Source organism: Ignavibacteriota bacterium (genome assembly GCA_016716225.1).
GTDB lineage: Bacteria > Bacteroidota > Ignavibacteria > Ignavibacteriales > Melioribacteraceae.
On the sequence record JADJWT010000001.1, the window covers coordinates 620,634 to 644,476 of the forward strand.

Sequence of the window (23,843 nt, forward strand, 5' to 3'; positions counted from 1 at the left end):
ATATTATTGGTGATAATTTTTACATTATCGGCGGAAACCCGCTTCCCGGAACCCGCTCCGATACAATGGCTTATTTAATTGAGTATAATTTAAATGAATCAAAAATTATACATGAAATCGATACTTTATTTAAGGATGAAGATTTTCCAGAACAGCAAATGTCGGAAGTTATTGGAAATAATATATTTATTTTCGGCGGCGTTATAAATGGAATTTCGCAAGATATTTATAAATACAATATTGTTGATCATAGTTACGCAAAACTTGATGTTAAACTTTTAGAACCGCGGGCTGGCGGTCGTGCAATAATTGGAAGCGAACCGAATCAAATTTTAATTATCGGCGGATATAATGAAACTTCACAAACATTAAATTCCGTTGAAGTTTTTTACGATTTTGGAAATGAATATTATATAACCCAAGCTGCACCGATTCAACAAGCTCGTTATAATTTTATGACAGCAAAACTTGATGATTATATTTATATCTTAGGTGGATTTGATGAAAATGGAAAAGTTATAAATTCGATTGAAAGGACATATTCTGCAGCTGTTACAGATTTGGAAGAATCAATAATAGAAAATAATATTAATTTATTTCAAAATTATCCAAATCCGTTTAACCCAACAACAACAATTGAATATTCGGTTCCATCAACGTCTGTCATGCTGAATTCATTTCAGCATCAAAAGATCCCGAAACAAGTTCGGGATGACAACCAAAACGTAAATTTAATTGTGTATGATGTTTTGGGTAGAGAAATTGAAACATTAGTTAACAAAAATAAAACTCCTGGAAATTATCAAATTCAATTTGATGGAACAAATCTTCCAAGCGGAGTTTATTATTATCAATTGCGGTTTGGATCAAATATTCTTACCAAAAAAATGCTCTTGCTGAAATAATATGAAATTCATTCAAATATTCATTTTACTATTTCTTTCAACTTTGCAAATATTTTCTCAAGTAAACCTTGATATTTCTAATTTGCAAAAACATTATGAAGCATTTGAATACTCTACAATTGTTATAAAATCAGAAGCATTATTATTGGATAAAGAAAGATTCACCAAAAAAGATTTAATACAGATTTATACACTTAAAGCGGCATCACATTTTTCTATGAATGATTCCGAAGATTCGCGAAAATCATTTATTGAAATCCTAAAACTTGATGAAAATTTTGAGCTTAATAATTCGCAATATTCTCCAAAACTTGTCGCTTTTTTTGATGAAGTAAAAAAAGAATTCCTAGATATTTTAGAAGAAAAAAATAAACCTCAGCAAATAAAAATTATTCAACCGGACGAAAATATTTTTCCTCGACAAAATAAAAATGAAATAAACATTGCGCTGGCAAAGTCAATACTGATGCCGGGTTTGGGACATTTACATTTAAACGAGAATTCTAAAGGTTGGATTTTAACATCTATAAGCACAGTAAATTTAGCTTCAATGATATATTTTATTTTCGACGCAAATAAAAAGGAAGAAAATTATCTAGCTCAAACAAATCAAGAGCAAATAAAAATTAAATATGATGCATACAATAAATCATATAAAATCAGAAATGTATTAATCGGAACTTACGCCGCAATTTGGCTTTATTCGCAAATAGATATTTTGTTTTTTTCTAATGAACTTGGAAGCGAAAAAGTTTTAACAAATTTTCAAAATCAACAAAATAGTATAATATTTTCCTTCAATTTTACATTATAATTCCTGCGAAAAATATTCGTTTAAACGAAAAAATTTCGCACAAAACTCAAATCGAAATCTAAAATTCTATCATAACAGTAGAATAATAAATTAACTTCTTGGCATTTAATTTGAGCAAAGTTTATAAGAACGGAATAATCATATGAAAACAAAATTATTACTAATTATAATATTTTTTATAAATAATATTTTTTCACAACAAGATTCGATAGATGAATTAATAAAATATTATCCTCTCCATATTGGTGATTACTGGGAATACGAAGTTTCTCAGCGTGATGAAGGGAAAATTTATAGTTGGATTGGTTTTAGAAAAATTATTGGTGATACTCTTTTAAATAATAGAAATTACTTTACAGTTACTGAAAGCAAAATGGGCACAGTAAATTCTGATTTTATTCGCAGATATTTTTTAAGAATTGATTCATTAAAAGGAAATATATATGAATATGATCAAAGTATTAAAGATATTTTAGTAGATAGTTTGCAAATAAATATTGGTGATACATTAAAATATAATTGCTCCAAGTTATCTGATTTTTATATAAAGGAAATCTTTGGAAACTCTGTAGAAACCAGAATCTATACAGAAGCATGCATTACAAATGAATTAGTATCTTATGATATTGAGTTATCAAAAAATTTTGGATTAACAAATAAATTATATTCTGAGTCTATTGTAACACCGATTTCATATGAATATAATTTAATTTTTGCAAATATTAACGGAATTGAATATGGAATAAAAACCGATATAAATAATAATTTCCCATTACAAAAATCTTTTTTGCTTAAACAAAACTATCCCAATCCTTTTAACCCAACAACAAATATAAATTATTCAGTTCCAAAATCTCAAAATGTGAAAATCATAATTTATGATATGCTTGGTAATGAAGTAAAAACAATTCTTAACGAACTTAAAATTGCCGGCAATTATTCAATAAACTTTAATGGAGAAAATCTTTCTTCCGGTATTTATTTCTACAGATTAATTGCCGGTGAAAATATTCTGACTAAAAAAATGACTTATATTAAATAGATAAAGTATGAAAAAGCATCAATTCAAAAATTTTTTATTCTTCACTTTTATTCTTTCCGTTTCAATTTATTCACTTTTGGAACCGGATGAACCAAAAATTCTTTTGAAAAAATATTATCAAAATTGTGAATATGAAAAAGCTATTGAGCAAGCTCAAATCATTTTGAAAAATTCAAACCTTTCTAACAAAGAAAAATCAGAAACATATTTAATAAAGGGAATTTCAGAATATTCATTGAATAAATTTTTAGATGCTAGAATTTCCTTTTCTGAATTATTAATAATTGAAGAGAATTTTAATTTAGATACAAATGAGGTTTCGCCAAAAATTGTAAAATTTTTTAATGAGTTAAAACAAAATAATTATAGCCAACCCCTAAAATAGAAACTGTGCAAGGTTAAACTTAAACACAACTAAGCACGGTTTCTATTGGATTTGAGAATAACTTTTTAATAAACATAAAGAGGCTGTGTATGAAAATATTTAAACTAATTTTAATCGCGTTTTTTTTTCTTTCCAATTTTACATATGCTTATACGGAATTAAGGATTAACAATCCGCAAACTTGGTATGTTGGTCAAGGCACAATTAAAGAAGCAACTCTTTCAATTCAACCAAAGGGAATTTATTTTGAGTATAATTTATACTTAACTTTTTCTGCAATTAATTTAGGATTAACACATGAAGATACAGTTGAAATAATTTACAATTTTAATCTTCCACAAAATTCAATTGTACATGATTCATGGCTTTGGTTCAATGGAGAAATTATTAAAGGAAAAATTCTTGACCGCTGGACAGCTTCACAAATTTATGAACAAATTGTTGGAAGAAGACAAGACCCCTCAATTCTTGTAAAAAATTATAATGATCAATATGAGCTTAGAGTTTTTCCGTTAGCTGGCGATGAAACGAGAAAAGTTAAACTTACATTTTTAGTTCCAGCAATTTGGAATTCAGCAAATGTAACTGCTGAAATTCCGACGTATTTACTTCATAGTTCGTACATACTTTTAGAAAATTTTGATTTGCAAGCAAAGCTTACGGATGATTGGAAAAATCCCAAAGTTTTAGAATTTGCAGACAAATCTTTTTCTGAAGTAATTGATTCAACGAATGGAAATTATCTCTCCATGAATTTTGTAAAAAATGAAATTTATTCAAATTCCAATTTAACTTTTTCAATCGATGCACCTTTTAAGAATGGAATTTATTTAAGTAAATTTGAAGGAACCGATGAAAACCTTTACCAGCTTGCGTTTCTGCCCGCAGTTCCGCAAGAAGTAATGAAAAACAAAAAAGCTGTAATTCTTATTGATTATCAAATTTCAAACAGTTCAACAACAAAAAACGATGTTTTAAATGGAATTAAAAGAATGCTGCATCAATATTTTTCTGAGCAAGATTCATTCAATTTAATTTTATCAAACAAAACTATAAATCGTATAAGTGAAAACTGGATTTCTGCCGACAGTAATTCTATTGAAAATACTTTTAATAATTTAACGCAAAACTTACTTTCGGATTATAGTAATTTACCTTCACTTCTTTCAAATGGAATTCAATTTATCAACGGGAAAAATAATGAGGGACAAATTATTCTTCTCGCAAATTCTGATAATGTTGGTGAAGCTGAAGTCGCAAATTCTTTAATTGAAGATTTAATGAAAATGATGAATGAGATTTTTCCAATCAATGTTGGGAATTTCCAAGAGAATTATACAAATTGGTATTACTATGGCGGAATTGATTACTTGGGAAATTCTTATTTTTATCAAAACTTAACAAGACTAACCGGAGGAAATTTATTTAGCACTGATTATCAAAATTCTTTTAATGCAATGATAAATAATTTATTTACATCTCTTAATTCACTTCTTTCTACTTATGATCTTCATACTGCGTTGGATAATGGCTTTACTTACGGAAGATTTGATTTTAATACAAATGATAACTTGGTTTCGCTAAATACCCCAATTCTACAAATCGGAAAGTATATCGGTACATTTCCATTTAATATTGAATTTAACGGAATTTATGATGGAACTCCTTTCTCCAATTCTGAAGAAGTTACAGATAAAAATACAATTATTGCAGATTCAATCTCTGATGTAATTTGGGCGGGGAAATTTATAAGCACAATTGAAGGAAATTATGATTACTATTACAGCAATTTAACAAATCAAGAAATTTATGAAATAATTGATCTCAGCGTTAACAAAAAAGTTCTTACAAAATACACAGCTTTTCTTTGCTTAGAACCGGGAATGGAAATTGATATAACTGATCCAAACCAATTTATTGATGATGGTAATGGTGAATGGGTTGTTGATGTTGAAGAAACAGAAGAAATTAATTCAGATACACTTTTTACATCTTATCCAAATCCGTTTAATAATCAAACTACAATTAAAATCAGATTGAGCAATAAAATAAATCCCGAAACTGCTACATTCAAAATCTATAATGTACTTGGGCAAGTTGTAAAAACTTTTATACCTTCAGCAAATATAAATGAAACAAAAGAATTTGAATTTTTCTGGAACGGTGAAAATGATAATAACTCATATGTTGCAAGTGGAAATTACTTTTTTGTTATGCAGCATGCGGGTAAAGTAAAAACATTAAAATTGGTTTTGGTAAAATAAAAATTTCAGCACATAAATTTTTAGAAATGACAGATTTATTTTTTGTGAATTTATCATTTCACAAAAATCTGTTGGGAGGCAATTCTAAATTATTTGTGTGCTGTTTTTTGTATTTAAGAATTGAAAAGTTTTTCAGATTTTTGATAAAGTTTCAATAAACTGAAAATGTTAATTTATATTAAGAAATTAATAGTGAAAAACTTAAAAAATTAGAAAGAAGTTTTTGAAATTTCGATAATAATAAAGGCATGTTTTTTGTAAATATTATTAATTAAACATGAGAAAAAAATGAAAAATATTTTACTAATATCATTTATGTTAATAATTTCATACAAGATTAATTTTGCTCAACAAAACTATGAAAATCCTATCGATTATTATCCTATGCAAATTGGGAATAAATGGATTTATGAACAAATTGAACTTGAAAATATAAATGATCCAATTAATAATTTTATAGTTACGGATACATTTTTTGTTGAAGTAGTCAAAGATTCGCTAATGCCGAACGGCATTAAATATGCCGTTCTTAATCGAGAATTTGGACCCGGAAAATTTGTAAGATCCGATTATAATGGAATATACTATTATAACGAGTTTGATTCTACCGAAGCTTTAATTTATGATTATGATGCAAATTTAAATGAGAAATATGATATCCATCATTCAATTTTATCTAAGTCTGAATTAATTACTAAAGAAAAATTTTATTTATATGGAGATAGTGTAAATGCTTTAACATATTATGTTGACGGTCTTGTTTCATTTCATTTAACTATTGCAGAGAATTTTGGTCCAACAAATTTATCAAATTATAGTGTTCCTGTAATTTTTAAAAATATAGGTGCATATATTAACGGTAAAATTTACGGTGAAAACCCTCTCGATTATTATCCTCTGCAAATTGGGAATAAGTGGATTTATAATGTGCAAAGAATAGATTATGACTCTGATTATTATCCAAATGAAAGTAATTATATTGTTATCCGAGAAGTTAAAGATGAAATTTTAATGAATGATAAAAAATACTTCTCTATCATGGCAACAAATACAAATAGTGGATTCGTTGAATACTCTTTTGAAAGAATTGATTCAGCTCAAGGAAAAATCTATAAATATGATGAGTCATTTGAAAATACAAAGGAATTTTTATTAGAAAATCTGTCTTTAGAAAAGGATCAAAATTTTGAGAGTTTTGTTAAATATAAAAATGAATTATATGAAACTGACATTTATTTTACTTCCACATCTCTTGAAAGTATCTTTGATGAATCTGAAAAAATACAGACCAAATCATTCGAATTTAATTGTGTATATTTTTCTAATTACACTTTATCAATCGGAATAGGAAAAACTTCTCATTTCAGTACTAAAATTGATGGATTTGATGAATATTGGATATTAAAAGCTGCTTTTATAAATGGTAAAATCTATGGTGACACAACTTTAGTCGGAATTGAATCTGATCAATCTCAAATAATTCCAACAAATTTTTCTCTTTCACAAAATTATCCTAATCCGTTTAACCCAACTACAACAATAGAATATTCTGTTCCTAACGTAGAGACGCAAAATTTTGCGTCTCTACAACTAGTTGTGTATGATATTTTGGGAAGTGAAGTTGCAACCTTGGTTAACCAAACTCAAAAGCCCGGAAATTATAAAATTCAATTTGAGGGATTAAATCTTCCAAGTGGAGTTTATTATTACCAATTAAAATCCGGTAATTTTTCTCAAACAAAAAAAATGATAATTCTCAAATAAAATTAAACTCGTATGAAAACACTTAAACAAATTTTACTACTAATATTTATCTCATTTTCTTATACATTTCCCCAATGGCAAAAACTGAATGAAGGAATTAAAGGCAATTATCCAACCCGATTGCAATTTGTAAATGATAATATTGGTTTCACACTTTTATATCCATCTACAATTTTAAGAACTTTAGATGCTGGAAATTCTTGGGAAGAACTGCAAATCAATCCGGATTTAAGCATAAATCAATTCAGTTTTATAAATAAAAATATTGGCTGGATAGTTTGTTCAAATAATATAGCAACAAAATTAATAATTCAAAAAACTGAAAATGGTGGAATTACTTGGGAAACACAATTTGAAGAACCATACGAAAATTGGTACGGCTTAAACTCCTTACAAACATTGGACGAAAATAATATTTATGGGACAAGTTACAACAAAATAATTTCTTCAAATGATGGAGGCGAAACTTGGGATGAAATTACACCGCAAGGATTTATTGGTGAATATCGCAATATCAAATTTCTTTCTTCAAATCTTGGCTTTGTAAGTTTTTACAACAATATTAATTATGAACCGGCATTGCTAAAAACTGAAGACGGTGGAACATCTTGGAACTTACAACAATTTAAAGATTTAAGCAATATAAACGAAATTCTTTTTATTAGTGATTCAACCGGAATTTTTACGGCTCTTGATGATTCATCAAATAATGTAATTTTCAAAACTATTAACTCCGGTAAAAGTTGGGACCAAATATTTAAATCTGATTCAATTAGTTTTAACAATTTAAGATTTATTGATGATCAAACATTTTACGGAACTACTTGGCAAGGAAGAAATTATGAAATTACTTATCTCAAAAGTTTTGATGGAGGTATAACTTGGAATTCCCAAAATCCAAAATTCCATTTTTACAATAATGAAAATATATTTCCACAGTTTTCTTTAAGTGATATTTATTTTAATTCCATTGGTGAAGGAATAATTATTGGAAGTCTTGGTTATTATATTACTGTTTTTAAAAGTTTGGATAACGGAATTAATTGGTACATGCAAAAATATTCTTGTCCATTTACTCAAATTAATTTTACAGATTCATTACACGGTATTGCATTTGGCGGATATGAGGTTGACGGTTTTCATGTTTTAGATTCGTATGGACAAGTCTTTTCTACAACTGACGGCGGTAAATCGTGGGAAATTATTTCCGAAATTCCAACAAGAATTATTAAAGCAGATTTTATAAATGAAAACATTTCATATGTCCTAACAAAAACCGGTGACTGGGGAAACATTACAAATATTTTTAAAACGATAGACAGAGGAAATAACTTTTCTGATATAATTTCTTTTGAAACAGATTTTAAAGAGCATAATATTTTTGCATATGATTTTGCAATGTTCAATGAAAACAAAGGCTGGGTTGTTGGAAACTATAGTGATTCTTTATCATATGGTTCAATTATTATTGAAACAAATGACGGCTGCAAAACTTGGCAAACTGTTTTTATTTCTCCGAGTTTAAATGATATTTACAAGAGGCTAACTTCTATTAGCATTATTGATTCAATCGTTTGGGCTGTAGGCGAAAGCGGACAAATTATAAAATACACCCCACAATTTGGTTGGAAAGAAATTAAAACAGATATTTATATTCCTCTGGAAAAAGTACTTTTTAAAGATGAATTAAACGGATGGATTTCCGGAGGATTTTATAATTCACAAGAATACCAATACTCATTATTTTCAACAACGGATGGCGGAAATTCTTGGAATAAAATGAACAACTTCAATTATAAAATTAATGATATCGTTTTTACTGATTCTGAAAATGGAATTTTTATTGGAAATGATTCTGAATATAATGGTGTAATTTTCAAAACTTCTGATGGCGGAAAAAATCTAAAATTAGTTTTAGATAATCAAATTGGTGAATTGTACGATGTTGAAATTAAGGATAAAAATATTTGGATTTCTGGAAATTATGGCTTGTTGTTAAAATCTAAAGATTCAATTTTAACTTCTGTTGATGAAAAAAAATCAGTTCCGCAAAATCTAATATTACACCAAAATTATCCAAATCCGTTTAATCCAATTACAAATATAGAATACAGCATTCCAACAAATATGAAAAGTGAAATGTCAGATATAGTCTCAGACTTTAGTCTTAGTAAAATATCATTAAAGATCTATGATATTTTAGGCAGAGAAATTAAAACACTTGTTAATGAAATTCAAAAACCCGGTAATTACAAAATTCAATTTGATGGGAGTAATCTTTCAAGTGGAGTTTATTATTACCGAATAAAATACGATTCATTCCTTCAAACTAGAAAAATGTTATTGCTTAAGTGAAAGAAACAAATTGATGAAAATTATATTTAAATACTTTCTTATTATTCTATTTGTATTTACAAATAAAAATTTAACTCAGCAAAATCCTAAAATATTTATTAACGAAATTCTTGCATCGAATGTTTCTGTTGATGCGGATATTGTTGACTTTGACGACTATTCAGATTGGATTGAAATTTATAATGATGAAATTTTTGATGTTGACATTTCCGGATTTTATTTAACCGATAATTTTAATAATCCAACTAAATGGGAAATTCCTTCCGGAACAATCATTAATGCAAAAGGTTTTTTAAGATTTTGGGCAGATGGATTTGATAATTATCCCGGACAAACTTTCAGACGAGATTATTATCCTTATGATTATTTTACAACAAAATATTATCATTTAAATTTTAGTTTAAGCAGATCATCGGAAGAAATAGGATTTTTCTCCCCAGATACAATTCTTGTCGATTCAGTTTCATATAATTTACAGTTGCAAGATATTTCAATGGGAAGAAAACCCGATGGTTCATCCAACTGGTTTTATTTTGGTGAGCCGACACCAAAGGCTTCGAATATTACTGAAGGAATATTAAATACAAATTATTCTGCTGAACCAAACATTTCGTTAGAAAGCGGAAATTATAATTCACCACAAAATGTTTCAATCACTTCAACCAATACAAATTCGTTAATAAAATTTACTTTGGATGGTTCAAGTCCAACGAGCAATTCCGAGACTTATATAAGCCCAATTTTAATTGATAAAAATTCAGTTTTGAAAGTAAGAGTTTTCGAAGAAAATAAACTTCCAAGTAAAATAATTACCAAATCATATTTTGTAAATGAAAATTTTTCTATTCCGGTAATTTCGTTATCAACAGAACCAAGTATTTTATTTGATAATTCATTTGGAATTTATTCTAATAATTTCAAAGAAAGAGAAATTCCTATTAGTATTGATTTAATTGAGCCAAATGGAAATTTGGGAATAAGTTTAAATGCCGGATTAAGATTAACGGGACAAGCTTCTTTATTCTATCCGCAAAAATCATTTACAATTTCTGCTGATAACAGATTCGGTTTTGATGAAATTGATTACAAATTTTTTAGTGAAAGAAATTACACAATTTTTAATTCCATTTATTTAAGAAATGCTGGTGTGCCGGATAATCGTTCAACATTTTTTAGAGATGCACTTCAGCACAGTTTAGTGATAAATAAAATTGATATTGACTGCCAAGCTTACCAACCTTCGCTGGTTTTTATTAACGGAAACTATTGGGGAATTTATAATATCAGAGAAAAAATTGATAATAATTATTTATTTGCACTTCACAATGTAAACCCGGAAAACATAGATTTGCTAGAATATAACGGTAATTCAATTCCCGAAGTTATGGAAGGCGATGCAGATAATTATAATTCATTTTATTCATTTATTGAAAATTCCGATTTAACAATTGAGGAAAATTATAACACTGTTACGAACTGGATGGATATTGATGAATATATAAATTATCAAATAAGCGAAATATTTTTTGATAATGTTTTTTGGCCCGAACAAAATATGAGAATGTGGCGTGAGAAAAAAGACGGCGCTAAATGGCGATGGATATTGCACGATCTTGATTTTGGCTTTGGAATGCCGAATCAGCGTTCAATCGGTTATGCAAATAATTCTTTAAAATTAGCAACTTCAACAAAAATTAATAATGAATTCACTCCTCCGATGTGGTCAACTTTAATTTTTAGAAAACTTCTTACAAATAATGATTTTAAAACAATATTCATTCAAAGATTTTCAAGTTATTTAAATTCAATATTTCACCAAGATACAATTCTTTCAAATATTGATAAGCTCAGAAATGCAATTGCTCCAGAAATGCCAAAGCATATTAGTCGATGGAGAAACGGCGAATACTATTACGGAAATCCAATTCAAAGTTTATCTGAATGGCAAAGTAATATAAATGTAATGAAAGAATTTGGAGAGAATCGTCAATTCCATCAGCGCCAGCAAATAATTGATTTTTTTAATTTATCGGGTTTGTCAATTGTTACAATCAATTTTGAAAATGAAAACTTGGGAAATGTCTTAATTAATTCTGTTGAAACAGTTTACAAAAGTTCAACAAATATTTATTTCAAGGATATTCCGATTGAATTAAAAGCTGTTCCAGATGTTGGACTTAAATTTGTAAAATGGATTGGTGTTGCTCAAGAATTAGAAAATCAAAATCCATTAATTTTTCCAATTGTCGAAGATTCACTAAACATATCTGCACAATTTGAACCAATTTCAATTAACACAATTCCAAATGTAATTTCATCTAATACCACATTGAGTTTTACAAATTCTCCTTATTATGCATTAGGAAATATTAAAGTAGATTCAAATGTTACACTAACAATAGAAAGTGGTGCAGAGATTTTAATGCCGGAAAATTCCAAAATTTTACTAAATGGTTGTTTATTAATTAACGGAACTGAAGAAAACCCAGTTATTATAAAAACTAACGAATCTTCAAATAATTGGGGTGCTTTGTGTATTGTTAATTCAACCGATTCATCAATTATTAAGAATCTTAAAATTATTGGAGCAACAAAAGGATTTGATAATTCAAGAGATAGAGCTGCTATATCTACTTATAATTCTAATGTTTATCTAGAAGGAATAACTGTTGAAAATGTTCAAGCTCCAATTTTTTCTCAATACGGCAATATTACAATAAAAAATTCTAAACTCAATACTGAATATTCGGGAGATTTAATAAATATCAAAAAAGCAAATTTTGCGCTTGTTGAAAATTGTGAACTTATCGGGAATGATCAATTTGATTCTGATGGAATTGATTATGATGAAATAAATTCGGGAATAATTAGAAATAATAAAATTTATAATATTTACGGCTTTAACAGCGATGCAATTGATTTGGGCGAAGGTGCAAAAAATATTTTAATTGAGAACAATATAATTTTTAATGTAAATGATAAAGGCGTATCGATAGGAAACAGTTCATCCGGAATAATTAAAAGAAATGTAATTGCAAATTGCGGAATGGGAATTGGAATAAAAGATCATAATTCATACGGATATAGTTTAAATAATACATTTTACGGAAATCAGTATGCTGTTGCATGTTTCGAAAAAAATATTGGTGAAGGCGGAGGAAATGCTGATGTTATTAATTGCATTCTTGCCGATAGCAAAACTTCAGCAATTTTAATTGATGAATTATCCAACATAAATATTTCTTATTCTCTTTCAAATACGGAAGAATTAACCGGAATAAATAATTTAAAGCTGAACCAAAATTTATTAATAATTTATTTTTATCAATAAATTCTCCGGCAATAAATTCCGGTGATCCAAATTCACCTTATGATATTGACGGAAGCATTTCAGATATTGGCGCATATCCGTTTGATCAATTTAAACAAACAAATTTAATTTTAAATGAAATTCATTACAACCCGGCAAATGGAGAAGATTTTAAATTTGTGGAAATTTATAACAGAGGAAAATCTTCTGTAAATTTAAATAACTTTAAATTTTCCGGAGATATAAATTTCACTTTTGAAAATGCAACTATTGCTTCCGGTGAATATTTAATAGTTGCAAAAAATAAAAATGTATATGAAGGAAATAATTATAAAGTATTCCAATGGCATAATGGAAATTTGAAAAATTTTCTTGGCAATATTTCACTTTTTGATAATTACGATAACATTATTGATTTTGTAAATTATGACAATAAATATTGGTGGCCTCAAGAACCAAATGGGAAAGGACCTTCACTGGAATTGCAAAATATTTCATATGAAAATATGGTTTCGAAAAATTGGAAAAGCAGCAACAGCGTTGGTGGATCGCCTGGAAAATCTAATAACTCAAATCTGCTTAGCAATATTTTTATTAACGAATTTTTAACAAGCAATGATAATTTTAATAAAGATGAATTCAATGAATTTGACGACTGGATAGAAATTTTTAACAATAATGATTTCCCAATAAATATTGGCGGAATGTATATTACTGATAATTTTAATAATCTTTGTAAATTCCAAATTTCGTACAATTCAACAGAAGCAACAATAATTCCCGCAAAAAAACATATTATACTTTGGGCAGATGAACAAGCCGAACAAGGAATTTTTCATTTAAATTTTAAACTTGATAAAGATGGTGAAGAAATTGCATTAGTTCAAGTAATTGATAATGATACTTTGTTTATTGATTCGCTGACTTATTCAGAACAGACAAACAATATTTCTTTTGGAAGATTTCCGGATGGAACAAATAATTGGCAGTTTATTAATTTTCCAACTCCGGCGGACAGCAATAAAAATATTACTGATATTGATGATGAAAAAAAATTATCGACAACATTTTCTCTTTCACAAAATTACCCAAATCCATTTAACCCAACTACAACAATAGAATATAGTATTCCGCAATCTGTCATGCTGAATTCATTTCAGCATCTTAATAATTCTGAGATCCCAAATCAAGTTCGGGATGACAATGTAAAATTAATTGTGTATGATATTTTAGGAAGAGAAGTTGCAACTTTAGTTAATCAAAAACAAAAACCCGGAAATTACAAAATTGATTTTGATGCAAACCAATTATCAAGTGGAATTTATTTGTATCAATTAAAATCCGGGACTTTTATTCAAACTAAGAAAATGATAGTTTTAAAATAATTATAAACTATTATTCGTATTAAATGAAAAATAATTCCTCTCTGTTAAATTCTTTGGAATCTGAAATAAGAAAGATTTTCTTAAAATTAAATTCAATTGAAAAAATTCAATTATTCTTAGATTCTGTAAAATACAGTTCCGATTCAATTTATAGATGTCCCTTGAGAGTTTTTAATGAAAAAGTCGGGCATTGTTTTGATGGAGCCGTTTTCGCCGCATCAGCATTGAGTCAAATCGGATTTCAACCAATAATTTTAGATATGCTGCCAAACAAAAGAGATGATGATCACATTCTTGCTTTATTTAAAATTGATAATCATTGGGGAGCAATTGCAAAATCAAATTTTGTTGGATTAAGATTTCGTGAACCAATTTATAAAACATTACGGGAATTAGTTCTTTCATATTTTGAACAATATTACAATACTGCAAAAGAAAAAACTTTACGTGGTTACACGGTTCCGTTAAATTTGAAAATTTTTGATAAATATAATTGGCGGACTGATGATAACACAATGGAATTGATTGCACAAAAATTAGATAAAATCCGCAAGTTTAAATTGATGACAGCAAAAATGGAAAAACGATTATTACAAGTTGATGATAGAACTTATTCCGCCGGTTTAATTGGTGTAAATGAAGCGGGTTTATTTAAACCATAAGATTTATGAAGTTCTAAAAACTTCAAATCGTAAAAAACAAATTATAAATAATCTCCAAGAGCCAAAATTCAAAAGATCAAAATTTAATTTTGGAATTTTATTTTTTTGAATTTGGAATTTATTTGTTATTTCGTACTTGTTGTTTGAGATTTTTGAGATGCTTTTTATTTATTCAGCATAACAAATCAATCCTTTCAAATATAATCCTTCCGGAAAATTTGAAGCAACAGGATGATCTTCAGATTGCGTAAGCCATTTAATAATTTTTACATTTCTTCCCGCATCAATTGCAGCATCAGAAACAATTTTTTGAAACAATTCTCTTTCCATTAATCCCGAACAAGAAAACGTAAAAAGAACTCCACCTTGATTTAAGATTTTAAACGCAAGCATATTAATATCTTTATATCCTCTGCTCGCCTTATCAATATTTGCTTTGGACTCAATAAATTTAGGCGGATCAAGAATTATCAAATCAAATAAATTGTTTTCATCACGATATTTTCTCAATATTTTGAAAACATCTCCTTCTACATTTTTAATTTTTTCTTTAGAAAAATTATTTAACTCAATATTCTTCAACAATAATTTCAAGGCATCAGAGGACGAATCAATATTTGTAACTGAATTTGCCCCGGTTATTAGTGCATAAAGACTAAATCCTCCGGAATATGAAAAACAATTCAGAACATTTTTTTCTTTGGTAAATTCTGAAATTATTTTTCTGTTATCTCTTTGATCTAAATAAAAACCGGTTTTATGTCCCTTTTTAACATCGACAAAAATCTTAATTCCATTTTCTAACATTTCAATTAATTCCGGAGGTTCTTCGCCAAATAAATTTCCAATTTTAGATTCTAGTCCCTCTTTTTTACGAACATCAACATCTGATCTTTCAAAAATTCCTTTTGTTGGAATTACATTTTTTACCGCTTCAATAATTTCACTTTTCCAAAATTCTGCTCCGGCAGATAAAAATTGTAAGACTAAAAATTCAGAATATTTATCTAAAATTATTCCCGGCAAATTATCAGATTCTGAATTTACTATTCTAAACGAATTTGTATTTTTTTCAATTATTGAATTTCTTAAATTAAACGAGGATTTAATTTTTGATTCAAAAAATTTTCGATCAATAATTTCGGATTCATCAAAAGTCCATATTCTAACTCTAATTTGCGATTGAATTGAAAAAGCTCCTCTTCCCAACCAAATATTTTTTGATGAAAAAACTTCAACAGTTTCACCGTTTCGCGGATTTCCCAAAACTTTTTCAATTGCTCCGGAAAAAACCCAAGGATGTTTCCTTAAAAGTGATTTTTCTCGAGCCGGTTTTAAAATTACTTTTATCATTATAATCTTCTAAATATTTGATTTCTAAAATAGTTAAATCAGAACTTCTTTCACATTTATTAAAATGATTCTTAATAATTGACTTTTTCTTTTGCCATTTTTTTTTGCATATTGATTAAAAGATATTTTGTCCAATAATTTTAGATTTATATGAAAATAAAATTTGCTATACTTGGTTTAATTTTTTGTTCAGAAATAATTTTTGCGCAAAACAAAATTGATTTTACTGCCCAAACTTTAGAAAATAAAAACATAAAATTTTCTGAAATTTTAAAAGACTCACCAACACTTATAAGTTTTTGGGCTTTGTGGTGCAAGCCTTGCAGAACTGAAATGAAATATCTTGAAGATTATTTCGAAAAATATAAAAGTAAAGGTTTTAATATAATTGGAATAAATCAAGATTCGCCAAGAAGTTTGGCAAAAGTAAAATCTTTTGTTGCTACACACAAAGTTTCATTCCCTATTGTGCTTGATCCAAATCAAGAAATTTTTCAAAAATTTAATGGTCAATCAATTCCGTTAACAGTTTTATTTAACAAAAATGGCGAAATTGTCTATTCCCACATTGGCTATTTGCCCGGCGATGAAATTAAACTTGAAAAAGAGATTATTAAATTATTGGAGAATTAATTGGTAAAATTTCTTTTTGTATCGTTCTTTTATTTATTCACACTAATTTCAAATGGACAAATTCAGCCAAGTTTATCAAATTTATTACGGTATGGAAATGGTAATCAAGAAATTGGAACTTTGTCAAATAAATTTCAATATTTGGAAAATTTAACAGATTTCAGATTATCTCTTCCAAATAATTTTAATATTGGTTTAAGATTTTTATATGACGAACCCCCGGAAATTGGAGAAAACTTTAAAGGAATTAAACGAAGATTTATTGAATACAATGGTGATAATTTAAATTTTAGAATTGGAAATTCAACTGAACTTTTCGGGCGCGGATTGGTTTTAAATTTGTTTGAAAACCGCGGATTAGCTTACGATACTTGGCTTGACGGAATAAAAGCAAATTATAAATTTGATAATTTTAAAGCTTCGTTAATTGCGGGAGAAATTGAATTTAGAGATTCTGTAACAGTTACCCGATTTGAAAATTACAATTTGCGCGGAGGAAATTTGGAATATAATTTTTTAGATGAATTAAAATTTGGGGCATCATTTATTAGTTCGGAAGCAACTATTCCGCAAAATGATAATTCTAATTTAAATTCAGTTTCAGAATTACCCGAAATTTATATGGAATTTAATAACACACATTTTAATTTTTATTTTTCAGTAGCAAATAAGTGGACGAACACTTCTGTACTAAAAAAATCATTTGAGGGAAATGGAATTTATTCTTCAGTTTCATTTGCAGATGAATCATTTGGAATTACAATAGATTACAAAAATTATAATTTCGATAAACAAAATCCTTTTCTTCAAAATGATGTTACAAGAACTTCAAAATTTTTACCATTTCAAAATCCACCGATTGTTATGAAAGAACACAGTTATTATTTTCTTTCCCGCGCATTGCACGATGTTGATTTTAACGATGAAGTTGGTTTTCAAGTAGATGCAAATTATTCTGCAAATGAAGATTTGAATTTTAATTTAAATATTAGCTTTTCCAGCCGACATAATTCATACTTTTTTGATAATGCAAATTTTGTTTTTGAAAAACAAAAAAGAGAACTCGATTTTCTGCCGACGAATATAAAACATTATTCGCCATATTTAGAAATTTTTGCTGAAGGTGAATATTATATTGACTTATCTACAATTTTAAGATTTGGAATTGCTTCAAGAGAAAAAACAATTTATAATTATTTTACGGGATTAAATGGAAGTCACTCAATAAAATCAATAGTTTTACCGCTGCAAATTCAAAAAACTTTCTCGGAAAATTTTTCTGCAATTCTTCAATATGAATTTGAAAATGTAAATGATAATTACAATTCCGGGCAAGAAACTTTTAACAATCATTTTATTTCAATACTGACTTCTATTTTTACAAAAACTTCCGCAGCATTTAGATATGAATTTACAAACAATAATTTTGATGTTTCCGGAAGAAAAAATTGGTTTGTAGGTGAAATTGGATATAGAATTTCTGGCTCAAATTTGCTAACAATTTCATACGGAAGAGAAAGAGGCGGTCAAGTTTGCACAAACGGAATTTGCAGATACTTGCTTCCGTTTAAAGGATTAAGATTTACACTTCAAACAAATTTATAACTTTAGAAAGGTAATTATGAAAAAGATAAATGTAATTTTAATTTTGCTTTTTTTTATTTCTGCAAAAGTATTTTCAAGTGAAAGAAAAGTTCTTGTAGAAATTTTTACAAATTCACATTGCCCGCTTTGTCCACCGGCACATTCTGCAATTGATAATTATCTTCAATCAAGCAATGGTTCAAAAATTGAATTTATATATTATCATATGATTTTCCCTTATTCAACAGATAAACTTTATCAAGATAATACAGAAGATGCTTCGGCAAAAAATAATTTATACGGGAATTTTTCATCAACTCCTCAAGCTTTTTTTAATGGGAAACATGTGTCAAATAGTTACGGTAATTGGGCAAGCACTTTTGATAATTTAGTATCTGAAGAAGGTAGTTTTAATATTTTATTATCCGGAAATTATACTGAAACTGAATTTTCAATTAATGCAAAAATTACAAAAACGGCTGATGTTGTTGAAAATGATTTGGTGCTAAATTTTATTGTAGTTGAAAATGTAAATTATCAAGGTAATAATGGAATTAGTAATCACAAAAACGTTATGAGAAAAATATCAGATATTAATGGAAATCCAGTGAATATTACTTTAAATGAAACACAAGAAATTTCTGCGACTTTTAATTTAGATAATTTGTGGAATGCAGATGAATTAAAAATCATTGCATATTTGCAAAGTTCATCATCAAAAAATGTTTATCAAGCAGAATCTATAAATTACAATGAATTATCATTAACAAATATTGATCAAAAAATAAATGTTCCATTTCAATTTAAACTTTATCAAAATTATCCAAATCCATTTAATCCGGAAACAAAAATTTCTTATACAATTCCAAACGAAGATAAAATAAATTCACCAGTACAATTAAGAATTTTTGATTCGTTGGGTAAAGTTGTTAAAACTTTAGTTAACAAAAAGCAAAGTGCTGGAAATCATGAAATTTATTTTAATGCGAATAATTTACCAAGTGGAATTTACTTTATGCAACTAACATTTGGTAAATATAATGAAACCGGAAAAATGATTTTATTAAAGTAAATATCACCTTTTAATTATTACATTTTTATTAAGAAAAATTTAAAGTTCAATAATACTTAACAAAAAATCAGATATTTTAACAAAATATTCTTAATTATTTTCATAATTGCGTTTAATTTAATATTTTTGTTATGGATTCTGCCATCGCTCAAGTACAGCATAATTTTGTTCCTTAAAATTTCTCTAAAAAGTTATTTATTTTATCCGATAGTAAAAATGAGATAAACTTTTTCTGACAAATTTTTAAAAACATAATAAATAGTATAAATTTGTCGATAATTAAATAAAAAGTGGTACCAAAATGAGTGAAGAACTACAAAGCAAACCAAGGTTATTAATTGTTGAAGATGATTATGAAAATCAAAAATTTCTTCAAATATTTTTAAAAAGAAAATTTGATTTAGAAATTTGCGATTCTTCTGATACTTTTTATGAAAAACTAAACAAATCCAAATTTGATATAATTTTGATGGATATTTCTTTAAGAGGAAAAAAAGACGGTTTGCAGTTAACACAAGAAATTAGACAAATGGATGATTATAAAAATTTACCGGTTGTGGGATTATCGGCTCATGCATTTCAGCGCGATAAAGATAATGCTTATAATGCCGGAGTTGATATTTTTCTAACCAAACCGGTTCAAAATGATGTTCTTATGGATACATTAATTAGAACATTAGAGAAAAAATCAAGAAATTAGTTTTACACTATTTTTTAATTTCCAAATTTGTAATTTTCCCCAACGGTTTTCTTAAAATCATTGGGGATTTTTTATGTTTGGAAAAGTTAAATCAAAATTTCTTCTTTTAATAGTTTTTACTTCACAAATAATTTTTCCACAAGAAAATTTAAATTCTTTATCAACCCAAGATGATTTTAATTTCGGAAGCTGGTTTTCCGGATCAAAAAATTTTATAGAAGTTTCATATGGTTTTGGTGAACTAAAACACAAAGAATTTACAACAGATTTTAATCCAATTTCAATTTCGGAAATCAAACTTGGAAGAAGATATTTAAAACCCGCCGGTAACTATAGAATTTTAGAATTTGAAGATAATTTTTTATTCTCAACTTATTTGAATTACAACCAAACGCAAAAGCAAAATTTAGAAATCAATACAAATATTTGGCGGTTTGGAATTGGTTATAGAAAGGGCTATGGTTATAGTTTAGGAACAAATTTTGAAATTTTACCATCTTATAGTTTAGCATTTGTGTGGAACCAATCAAAATTCAATCACCCAAGCGAAAGAATTTTAACAAATACGCAAATTACAATTTGGGAAGAAGAAAATAAAATTCTTAAAAAATATGATAACGAAATTAAATTTGGGAATACAAATTCTGCGGGAATTGATATTAGAATTAGTTCAATGCTGAATATTGGTGTAAATTATGAGACTCAAATTCTATTTCCTCAATATTTAGTCTGGAAACATTTAGGCAGTTTTGGAATTGAATTATTATCTCAAACGGGAATTGATTTTTTAACTCAAGGTGTAATTATTAAAGCTGTACCAAAGTTAACACCAATACTCAATTTTTTAATGAAAAACGGATTATCATATTTTTTCTATACACTTAAACAAGAAAAAATGTTTTGGCCTTTTGATACAAAAGCGCCCTTAGCTATGGAAACATTAAAATTTGATTTGAAAATTACTTTTTAATTCCTAAAAATTATTTAGTAAATACAATGTTAAATTTAAAAAACTTAAAGTAAATTTTATTTAATTATTGCATGATTGCTTTTTTCATTTTTCTTATCTCTCTTGGCAGCTTTTTTTTCTTTCATTGATTTAGTAGCAACTTTCTTAGAACCTTTTTTTGCATTTTGCCCTTTACTCATAACATCTCCATCCTAATTTTTACAAAAACATTTATTGCACTATTAAAAGATTTGTCAAATATGATTTATCAATTAATAAAAGAAAGCCAATTTATGGCTTCAGAATTTTGTCCATTAAAAAAATATTTTAGTATACACCAACTATCATTTCTATTTGTTGATTGTATTACTTTCAATTTTTTCTTTTGGTTTGTTAAAACAATAGCAATATGATCGGAATTCTTAAATCCAAATTGCTGAAGTTCATCTTCAGTAGAGTGAATATTTAATATTGTCCCTTGTATTGTTGTATCTCTATGATCAAAAATAAATTTATTACAATTATTTTTTCGGGCAATTTTTACAGCTTCTCTTGAATATTCCTCAATTATTTGAAAGTTTAATCTTCCTTTAGTTTTGATTCCAATGATTTTTTTCTCTGGTAAAAAATCAATAGTGTATTTCATTATAAATTCCTTTCACTATTAGATTGCAACAATATAGGTAGAAAAGATTTAGTAAGCTAATTAATAAGTTGATTGAGTAAGCATAAGAATGGAGAAAAAAAATCCCAGAAAAAATCTGGGATTTTAATTTGAAAAGTTTTATCTGATAACTTTTACATCAGATGCTTGTAAGCCTTTTGCACCTTGAGTAATTGTAAATTCAACTTTATCGTTTTCATTTAAAGATTTGTAACCATCGCCAATAATTGATTGAAAATGTACAAATACATCTTCACCATTTTTTTGTGAAATAAATCCAAATCCTTTTGAACTGTTAAACCATTTAACAGATCCTTGTTTTCGCTCTGCCATGACAGATGCTCCTTTTTAATAAATTAATGATTTTTGTTTATGACAGGGCTCTAAAATTTTACAGGGGAAGTTTATGAATTGAATCTACTTCTACATCTACAAATATCTGGAATCCCAGATTTACTTCTAAAGTTACTGCCGTACATGATAAAAATATAGTAAATAATCTTACAAACCTAATTAATTTTTAAGTTTTGATTTTTTGTTTTGATCTTAAACTTCTGACTTTTCACTTCATCACTTTCTTTTCGGTCTATACAAATGTGTTGCTTCCCCAAAAAATACTTCCGCACTTTCCATCATTGTTTCAGATAAAGTTGGATGTGCGTGAATTGTAAGTGATAAATCTTTTGCTATTGCAGCCATTTCTATTGCTAAAGTTCCTTCAGCAATTAATTCTCCTGCTCCGGGACCAACAATTCCAACTCCCAAAATTCTCGTTGTTTCAGGATCAATAATTAATTTGGTTAAACCGTCACTTCTATCCATTGTTCTGGCTCTTCCGCTCGCAGCCCAAGGAAATCTTGTAACTTCTACTTTAATTCCTTTTTCTTTTGCTTCAGTTTCTGTTAATCCAGCCCAAGCAACTTCAGGATCAGTATAAACAACTCCGGGAATGGCAGCAGGTTCAAATGCAACTTTGTGCCCGGCAATTGCTTCCACAGCAACTTTTCCTTCTGCAGAGGCTTTATGCGCAAGCATTGGACCTTTTACAATATCGCCAATTGCAAAAATGTTAGAATCATCAGTTTGCAATTTTTCATTAACTTGAACAAATCCGCGTTCGTTAACTTTTACTTTTGTATTCTCAATTCCCAAATTTTTTGTTACCGGAGTTCGACCAATAGAAATAAGGGCTTTGTCAAATTCTAATTCTGTTTCTACTAAATTTTCATCAACTAATTTTACTTTAAGAACATTTCCGGCATCTTCCAACTTTGCAACTTTTGTTTTAGTTAAGATTTTTTCAAACTTTGGTTCAATACTTTTTTGAAAAACATTTACTAAATCTTTATCAGCTCCGGGCAATAATGATGGCAGCAATTCTACAACTGTAACTTTACTTCCCAAACTTGCGTAAACTGAGCCGAGCTCCATTCCAATTACACCACCTCCAACAACTAGTAATTTATTGGGAATTTCTTGAAGTTCAAGCGCATCGGTTGAATCCATAACTTTTGGAGAATCAATTGAAAGTCCCGGAATTTTTGCTGGAATTGACCCTGTTGCAAGTATAGCTTTTTCAAAAGTTAATTCCTCTATTCCACCATCAACTTTTTCTATTGATAATGTTGATGAATTTACAAAACTTGCTTTTCCTTGAATGTAATTTATTTTTCTCTGTTTAACTAATTGTCCAGTTCCCGATGTATTTTGAAAAACTACATCTTCTTTAAATTTGCGGATTTTATCAATATCGATTTTGGGTTCTTCAAAAGTTACTCCCCATTTATAAGCTTCTTTAGTTTCATTCAATAATTTTGCAACATGCAGATATGCTTTAGATGGAATACATCCAACATATAAACAAGTTCCACCGGGATTTTTTCTCGGATCAATTAATGTTACTTGCATTCCTAAATCTGCTGCAAGAAATGCAGCTGTATATCCGCCGGGTCCAGCGCCAATTATCGCAAGTTGTGTTTTACTGCTCATTCAAAACTCCAAA

At 27.9% G+C, this 23,843-nt stretch carries 19 protein-coding genes; 15 read left to right on the forward strand and 4 right to left on the reverse strand.

Features of this window, described 5'->3' with window-relative positions; genetic code table 11:
• Window positions 1-65 precede the first annotated feature (65 nt).
• From IPM32_02655 to IPM32_02700, 10 genes are all read left to right on the forward strand, one after another.
• A complete protein-coding gene (locus tag IPM32_02655; GenBank protein MBK8944148.1) occupies window positions 66-905 on the forward strand; it encodes a hypothetical protein in 840 nt (279 codons plus the stop codon).
• Between the two features lies 1 nt (window position 906).
• On the forward strand, window positions 907-1,719 hold the full coding sequence (locus tag IPM32_02660) for a hypothetical protein (GenBank protein MBK8944149.1): 813 nt from the start codon (window positions 907-909) through the stop codon (window positions 1,717-1,719).
• Between the two features lie 142 nt (window positions 1,720-1,861).
• Window positions 1,862-2,761 carry a T9SS type A sorting domain-containing protein gene (locus IPM32_02665; protein MBK8944150.1) on the forward strand — a complete coding sequence of 300 codons (900 nt, stop codon included), beginning with the start codon at window positions 1,862-1,864 and terminating at the stop codon, window positions 2,759-2,761.
• Window positions 2,762-2,768: 7 nt separating this feature from the next.
• Complete coding sequence (locus tag IPM32_02670; protein MBK8944151.1) at window positions 2,769-3,146, forward strand: hypothetical protein; 378 nt, start codon at window positions 2,769-2,771, stop codon at window positions 3,144-3,146.
• Window positions 3,147-3,235: 89 nt separating this feature from the next.
• Window positions 3,236-5,410 carry a T9SS type A sorting domain-containing protein gene (locus tag IPM32_02675; GenBank protein ID MBK8944152.1) on the forward strand — a complete coding sequence of 725 codons (2,175 nt, stop codon included), beginning with the start codon at window positions 3,236-3,238 and terminating at the stop codon, window positions 5,408-5,410.
• A gap of 1,038 nt (window positions 5,411-6,448) precedes the next feature.
• Window positions 6,449-7,174 (forward strand): T9SS type A sorting domain-containing protein, encoded by a 726-nt coding sequence (locus tag IPM32_02680; protein ID MBK8944153.1) that lies wholly within the window; start codon window positions 6,449-6,451, stop codon window positions 7,172-7,174.
• Between the two features lie 12 nt (window positions 7,175-7,186).
• Window positions 7,187-9,529 (forward strand): T9SS type A sorting domain-containing protein, encoded by a 2,343-nt coding sequence (locus IPM32_02685; protein ID MBK8944154.1) that lies wholly within the window; start codon window positions 7,187-7,189, stop codon window positions 9,527-9,529.
• Window positions 9,530-9,542: 13 nt separating this feature from the next.
• Entirely contained in the window at window positions 9,543-12,860 is a 3,318-nt protein-coding gene (locus IPM32_02690) for a CotH kinase family protein (protein MBK8944155.1), read from the forward strand.
• A gap of 158 nt (window positions 12,861-13,018) precedes the next feature.
• Window positions 13,019-14,224 (forward strand): lamin tail domain-containing protein, encoded by a 1,206-nt coding sequence (locus IPM32_02695; GenBank protein ID MBK8944156.1) that lies wholly within the window; start codon window positions 13,019-13,021, stop codon window positions 14,222-14,224.
• A 23-nt stretch (window positions 14,225-14,247) separates the two neighbouring features.
• Window positions 14,248-14,886 (forward strand): hypothetical protein, encoded by a 639-nt coding sequence (locus IPM32_02700; protein MBK8944157.1) that lies wholly within the window; start codon window positions 14,248-14,250, stop codon window positions 14,884-14,886.
• A 168-nt stretch (window positions 14,887-15,054) separates the two neighbouring features.
• On the opposite strand, the gene IPM32_02705 is transcribed toward IPM32_02700, so the two are convergent.
• Entirely contained in the window at window positions 15,055-16,239 is a 1,185-nt protein-coding gene (locus IPM32_02705) for a class I SAM-dependent methyltransferase (GenBank protein MBK8944158.1), read from the reverse strand.
• Window positions 16,240-16,389: 150 nt separating this feature from the next.
• On the opposite strand from IPM32_02705, the gene IPM32_02710 reads away from it, so the two are divergent.
• The 5 genes from IPM32_02710 to IPM32_02730 all read left to right on the forward strand — a co-directional run bounded on the left by IPM32_02710 (window position 16,390) and on the right by IPM32_02730 (window position 21,198).
• Window positions 16,390-16,872: a TlpA family protein disulfide reductase gene (locus IPM32_02710; protein MBK8944159.1), complete on the forward strand. Its 483-nt coding sequence runs from the start codon at window positions 16,390-16,392 to the stop codon at window positions 16,870-16,872.
• On the forward strand, window positions 16,873-18,477 hold the full coding sequence (locus tag IPM32_02715) for a hypothetical protein (protein MBK8944160.1): 1,605 nt from the start codon (window positions 16,873-16,875) through the stop codon (window positions 18,475-18,477). It abuts the gene before it with no gap.
• A gap of 16 nt (window positions 18,478-18,493) precedes the next feature.
• Entirely contained in the window at window positions 18,494-19,528 is a 1,035-nt protein-coding gene (locus IPM32_02720; protein ID MBK8944161.1) for an Omp28-related outer membrane protein, read from the forward strand.
• A 301-nt stretch (window positions 19,529-19,829) separates the two neighbouring features.
• Window positions 19,830-20,228 carry a response regulator gene (locus IPM32_02725; protein ID MBK8944162.1) on the forward strand — a complete coding sequence of 133 codons (399 nt, stop codon included), beginning with the start codon at window positions 19,830-19,832 and terminating at the stop codon, window positions 20,226-20,228.
• Window positions 20,229-20,301: 73 nt separating this feature from the next.
• Window positions 20,302-21,198, forward strand: coding sequence for a hypothetical protein (locus IPM32_02730; GenBank protein MBK8944163.1), 897 nt, complete (start codon window positions 20,302-20,304; stop codon window positions 21,196-21,198).
• 247 nt (window positions 21,199-21,445) lie between these two features.
• On the opposite strand, the gene IPM32_02735 is transcribed toward IPM32_02730, so the two are convergent.
• The 3 genes from IPM32_02735 to lpdA all read right to left on the reverse strand — a co-directional run bounded on the left by IPM32_02735 (window position 21,446) and on the right by lpdA (window position 23,830).
• Entirely contained in the window at window positions 21,446-21,823 is a 378-nt protein-coding gene (locus tag IPM32_02735; GenBank protein ID MBK8944164.1) for a hypothetical protein, read from the reverse strand.
• Window positions 21,824-21,961: 138 nt separating this feature from the next.
• The gene (locus IPM32_02740; GenBank protein MBK8944165.1) at window positions 21,962-22,174 is read right to left on the reverse strand and encodes a cold-shock protein; all 213 of its coding nucleotides are present in this window, start codon (window positions 22,172-22,174) and stop codon (window positions 21,962-21,964) included.
• 237 nt (window positions 22,175-22,411) lie between these two features.
• A complete protein-coding gene (gene lpdA, locus IPM32_02745; protein ID MBK8944166.1) occupies window positions 22,412-23,830 on the reverse strand; it encodes a dihydrolipoyl dehydrogenase in 1,419 nt (472 codons plus the stop codon).
• Window positions 23,831-23,843 lie beyond the last annotated feature (13 nt).

What these genes read in the sequence shown, in the direction of transcription:
- IPM32_02705 (MBK8944158.1), bottom strand. Translation starts at nt 16,239, where the DNA reads ATGATAAAAGTAATTTTAAAACCGGCTCGAGAAAAATCACTTTTAAGG.
- IPM32_02730 (MBK8944163.1), top strand. Translation starts at nt 20,302, where the DNA reads ATGTTTGGAAAAGTTAAATCAAAATTTCTTCTTTTAATAGTTTTTACT.
- IPM32_02660 (MBK8944149.1), top strand. Translation starts at nt 907, where the DNA reads ATGAAATTCATTCAAATATTCATTTTACTATTTCTTTCAACTTTGCAA.
- IPM32_02670 (MBK8944151.1), top strand. Translation starts at nt 2,769, where the DNA reads ATGAAAAAGCATCAATTCAAAAATTTTTTATTCTTCACTTTTATTCTT.
- IPM32_02655 (MBK8944148.1), top strand. Translation starts at nt 66, where the DNA reads ATGGCTTATTTAATTGAGTATAATTTAAATGAATCAAAAATTATACAT.
- IPM32_02685 (MBK8944154.1), top strand. Translation starts at nt 7,187, where the DNA reads ATGAAAACACTTAAACAAATTTTACTACTAATATTTATCTCATTTTCT.
- IPM32_02680 (MBK8944153.1), top strand. Translation starts at nt 6,449, where the DNA reads ATGGCAACAAATACAAATAGTGGATTCGTTGAATACTCTTTTGAAAGA.
- IPM32_02735 (MBK8944164.1), bottom strand. Translation starts at nt 21,823, where the DNA reads ATGAAATACACTATTGATTTTTTACCAGAGAAAAAAATCATTGGAATC.
- IPM32_02665 (MBK8944150.1), top strand. Translation starts at nt 1,862, where the DNA reads ATGAAAACAAAATTATTACTAATTATAATATTTTTTATAAATAATATT.
- IPM32_02700 (MBK8944157.1), top strand. Translation starts at nt 14,248, where the DNA reads ATGAAAAATAATTCCTCTCTGTTAAATTCTTTGGAATCTGAAATAAGA.
- IPM32_02740 (MBK8944165.1), bottom strand. Translation starts at nt 22,174, where the DNA reads ATGGCAGAGCGAAAACAAGGATCTGTTAAATGGTTTAACAGTTCAAAA.
- IPM32_02720 (MBK8944161.1), top strand. Translation starts at nt 18,494, where the DNA reads ATGAAAAAGATAAATGTAATTTTAATTTTGCTTTTTTTTATTTCTGCA.
- IPM32_02710 (MBK8944159.1), top strand. Translation starts at nt 16,390, where the DNA reads ATGAAAATAAAATTTGCTATACTTGGTTTAATTTTTTGTTCAGAAATA.
- IPM32_02690 (MBK8944155.1), top strand. Translation starts at nt 9,543, where the DNA reads ATGAAAATTATATTTAAATACTTTCTTATTATTCTATTTGTATTTACA.
- lpdA (MBK8944166.1), bottom strand. Translation starts at nt 23,830, where the DNA reads ATGAGCAGTAAAACACAACTTGCGATAATTGGCGCTGGACCCGGCGGA.
- IPM32_02675 (MBK8944152.1), top strand. Translation starts at nt 3,236, where the DNA reads ATGAAAATATTTAAACTAATTTTAATCGCGTTTTTTTTTCTTTCCAAT.
- IPM32_02725 (MBK8944162.1), top strand. Translation starts at nt 19,830, where the DNA reads ATGAGTGAAGAACTACAAAGCAAACCAAGGTTATTAATTGTTGAAGAT.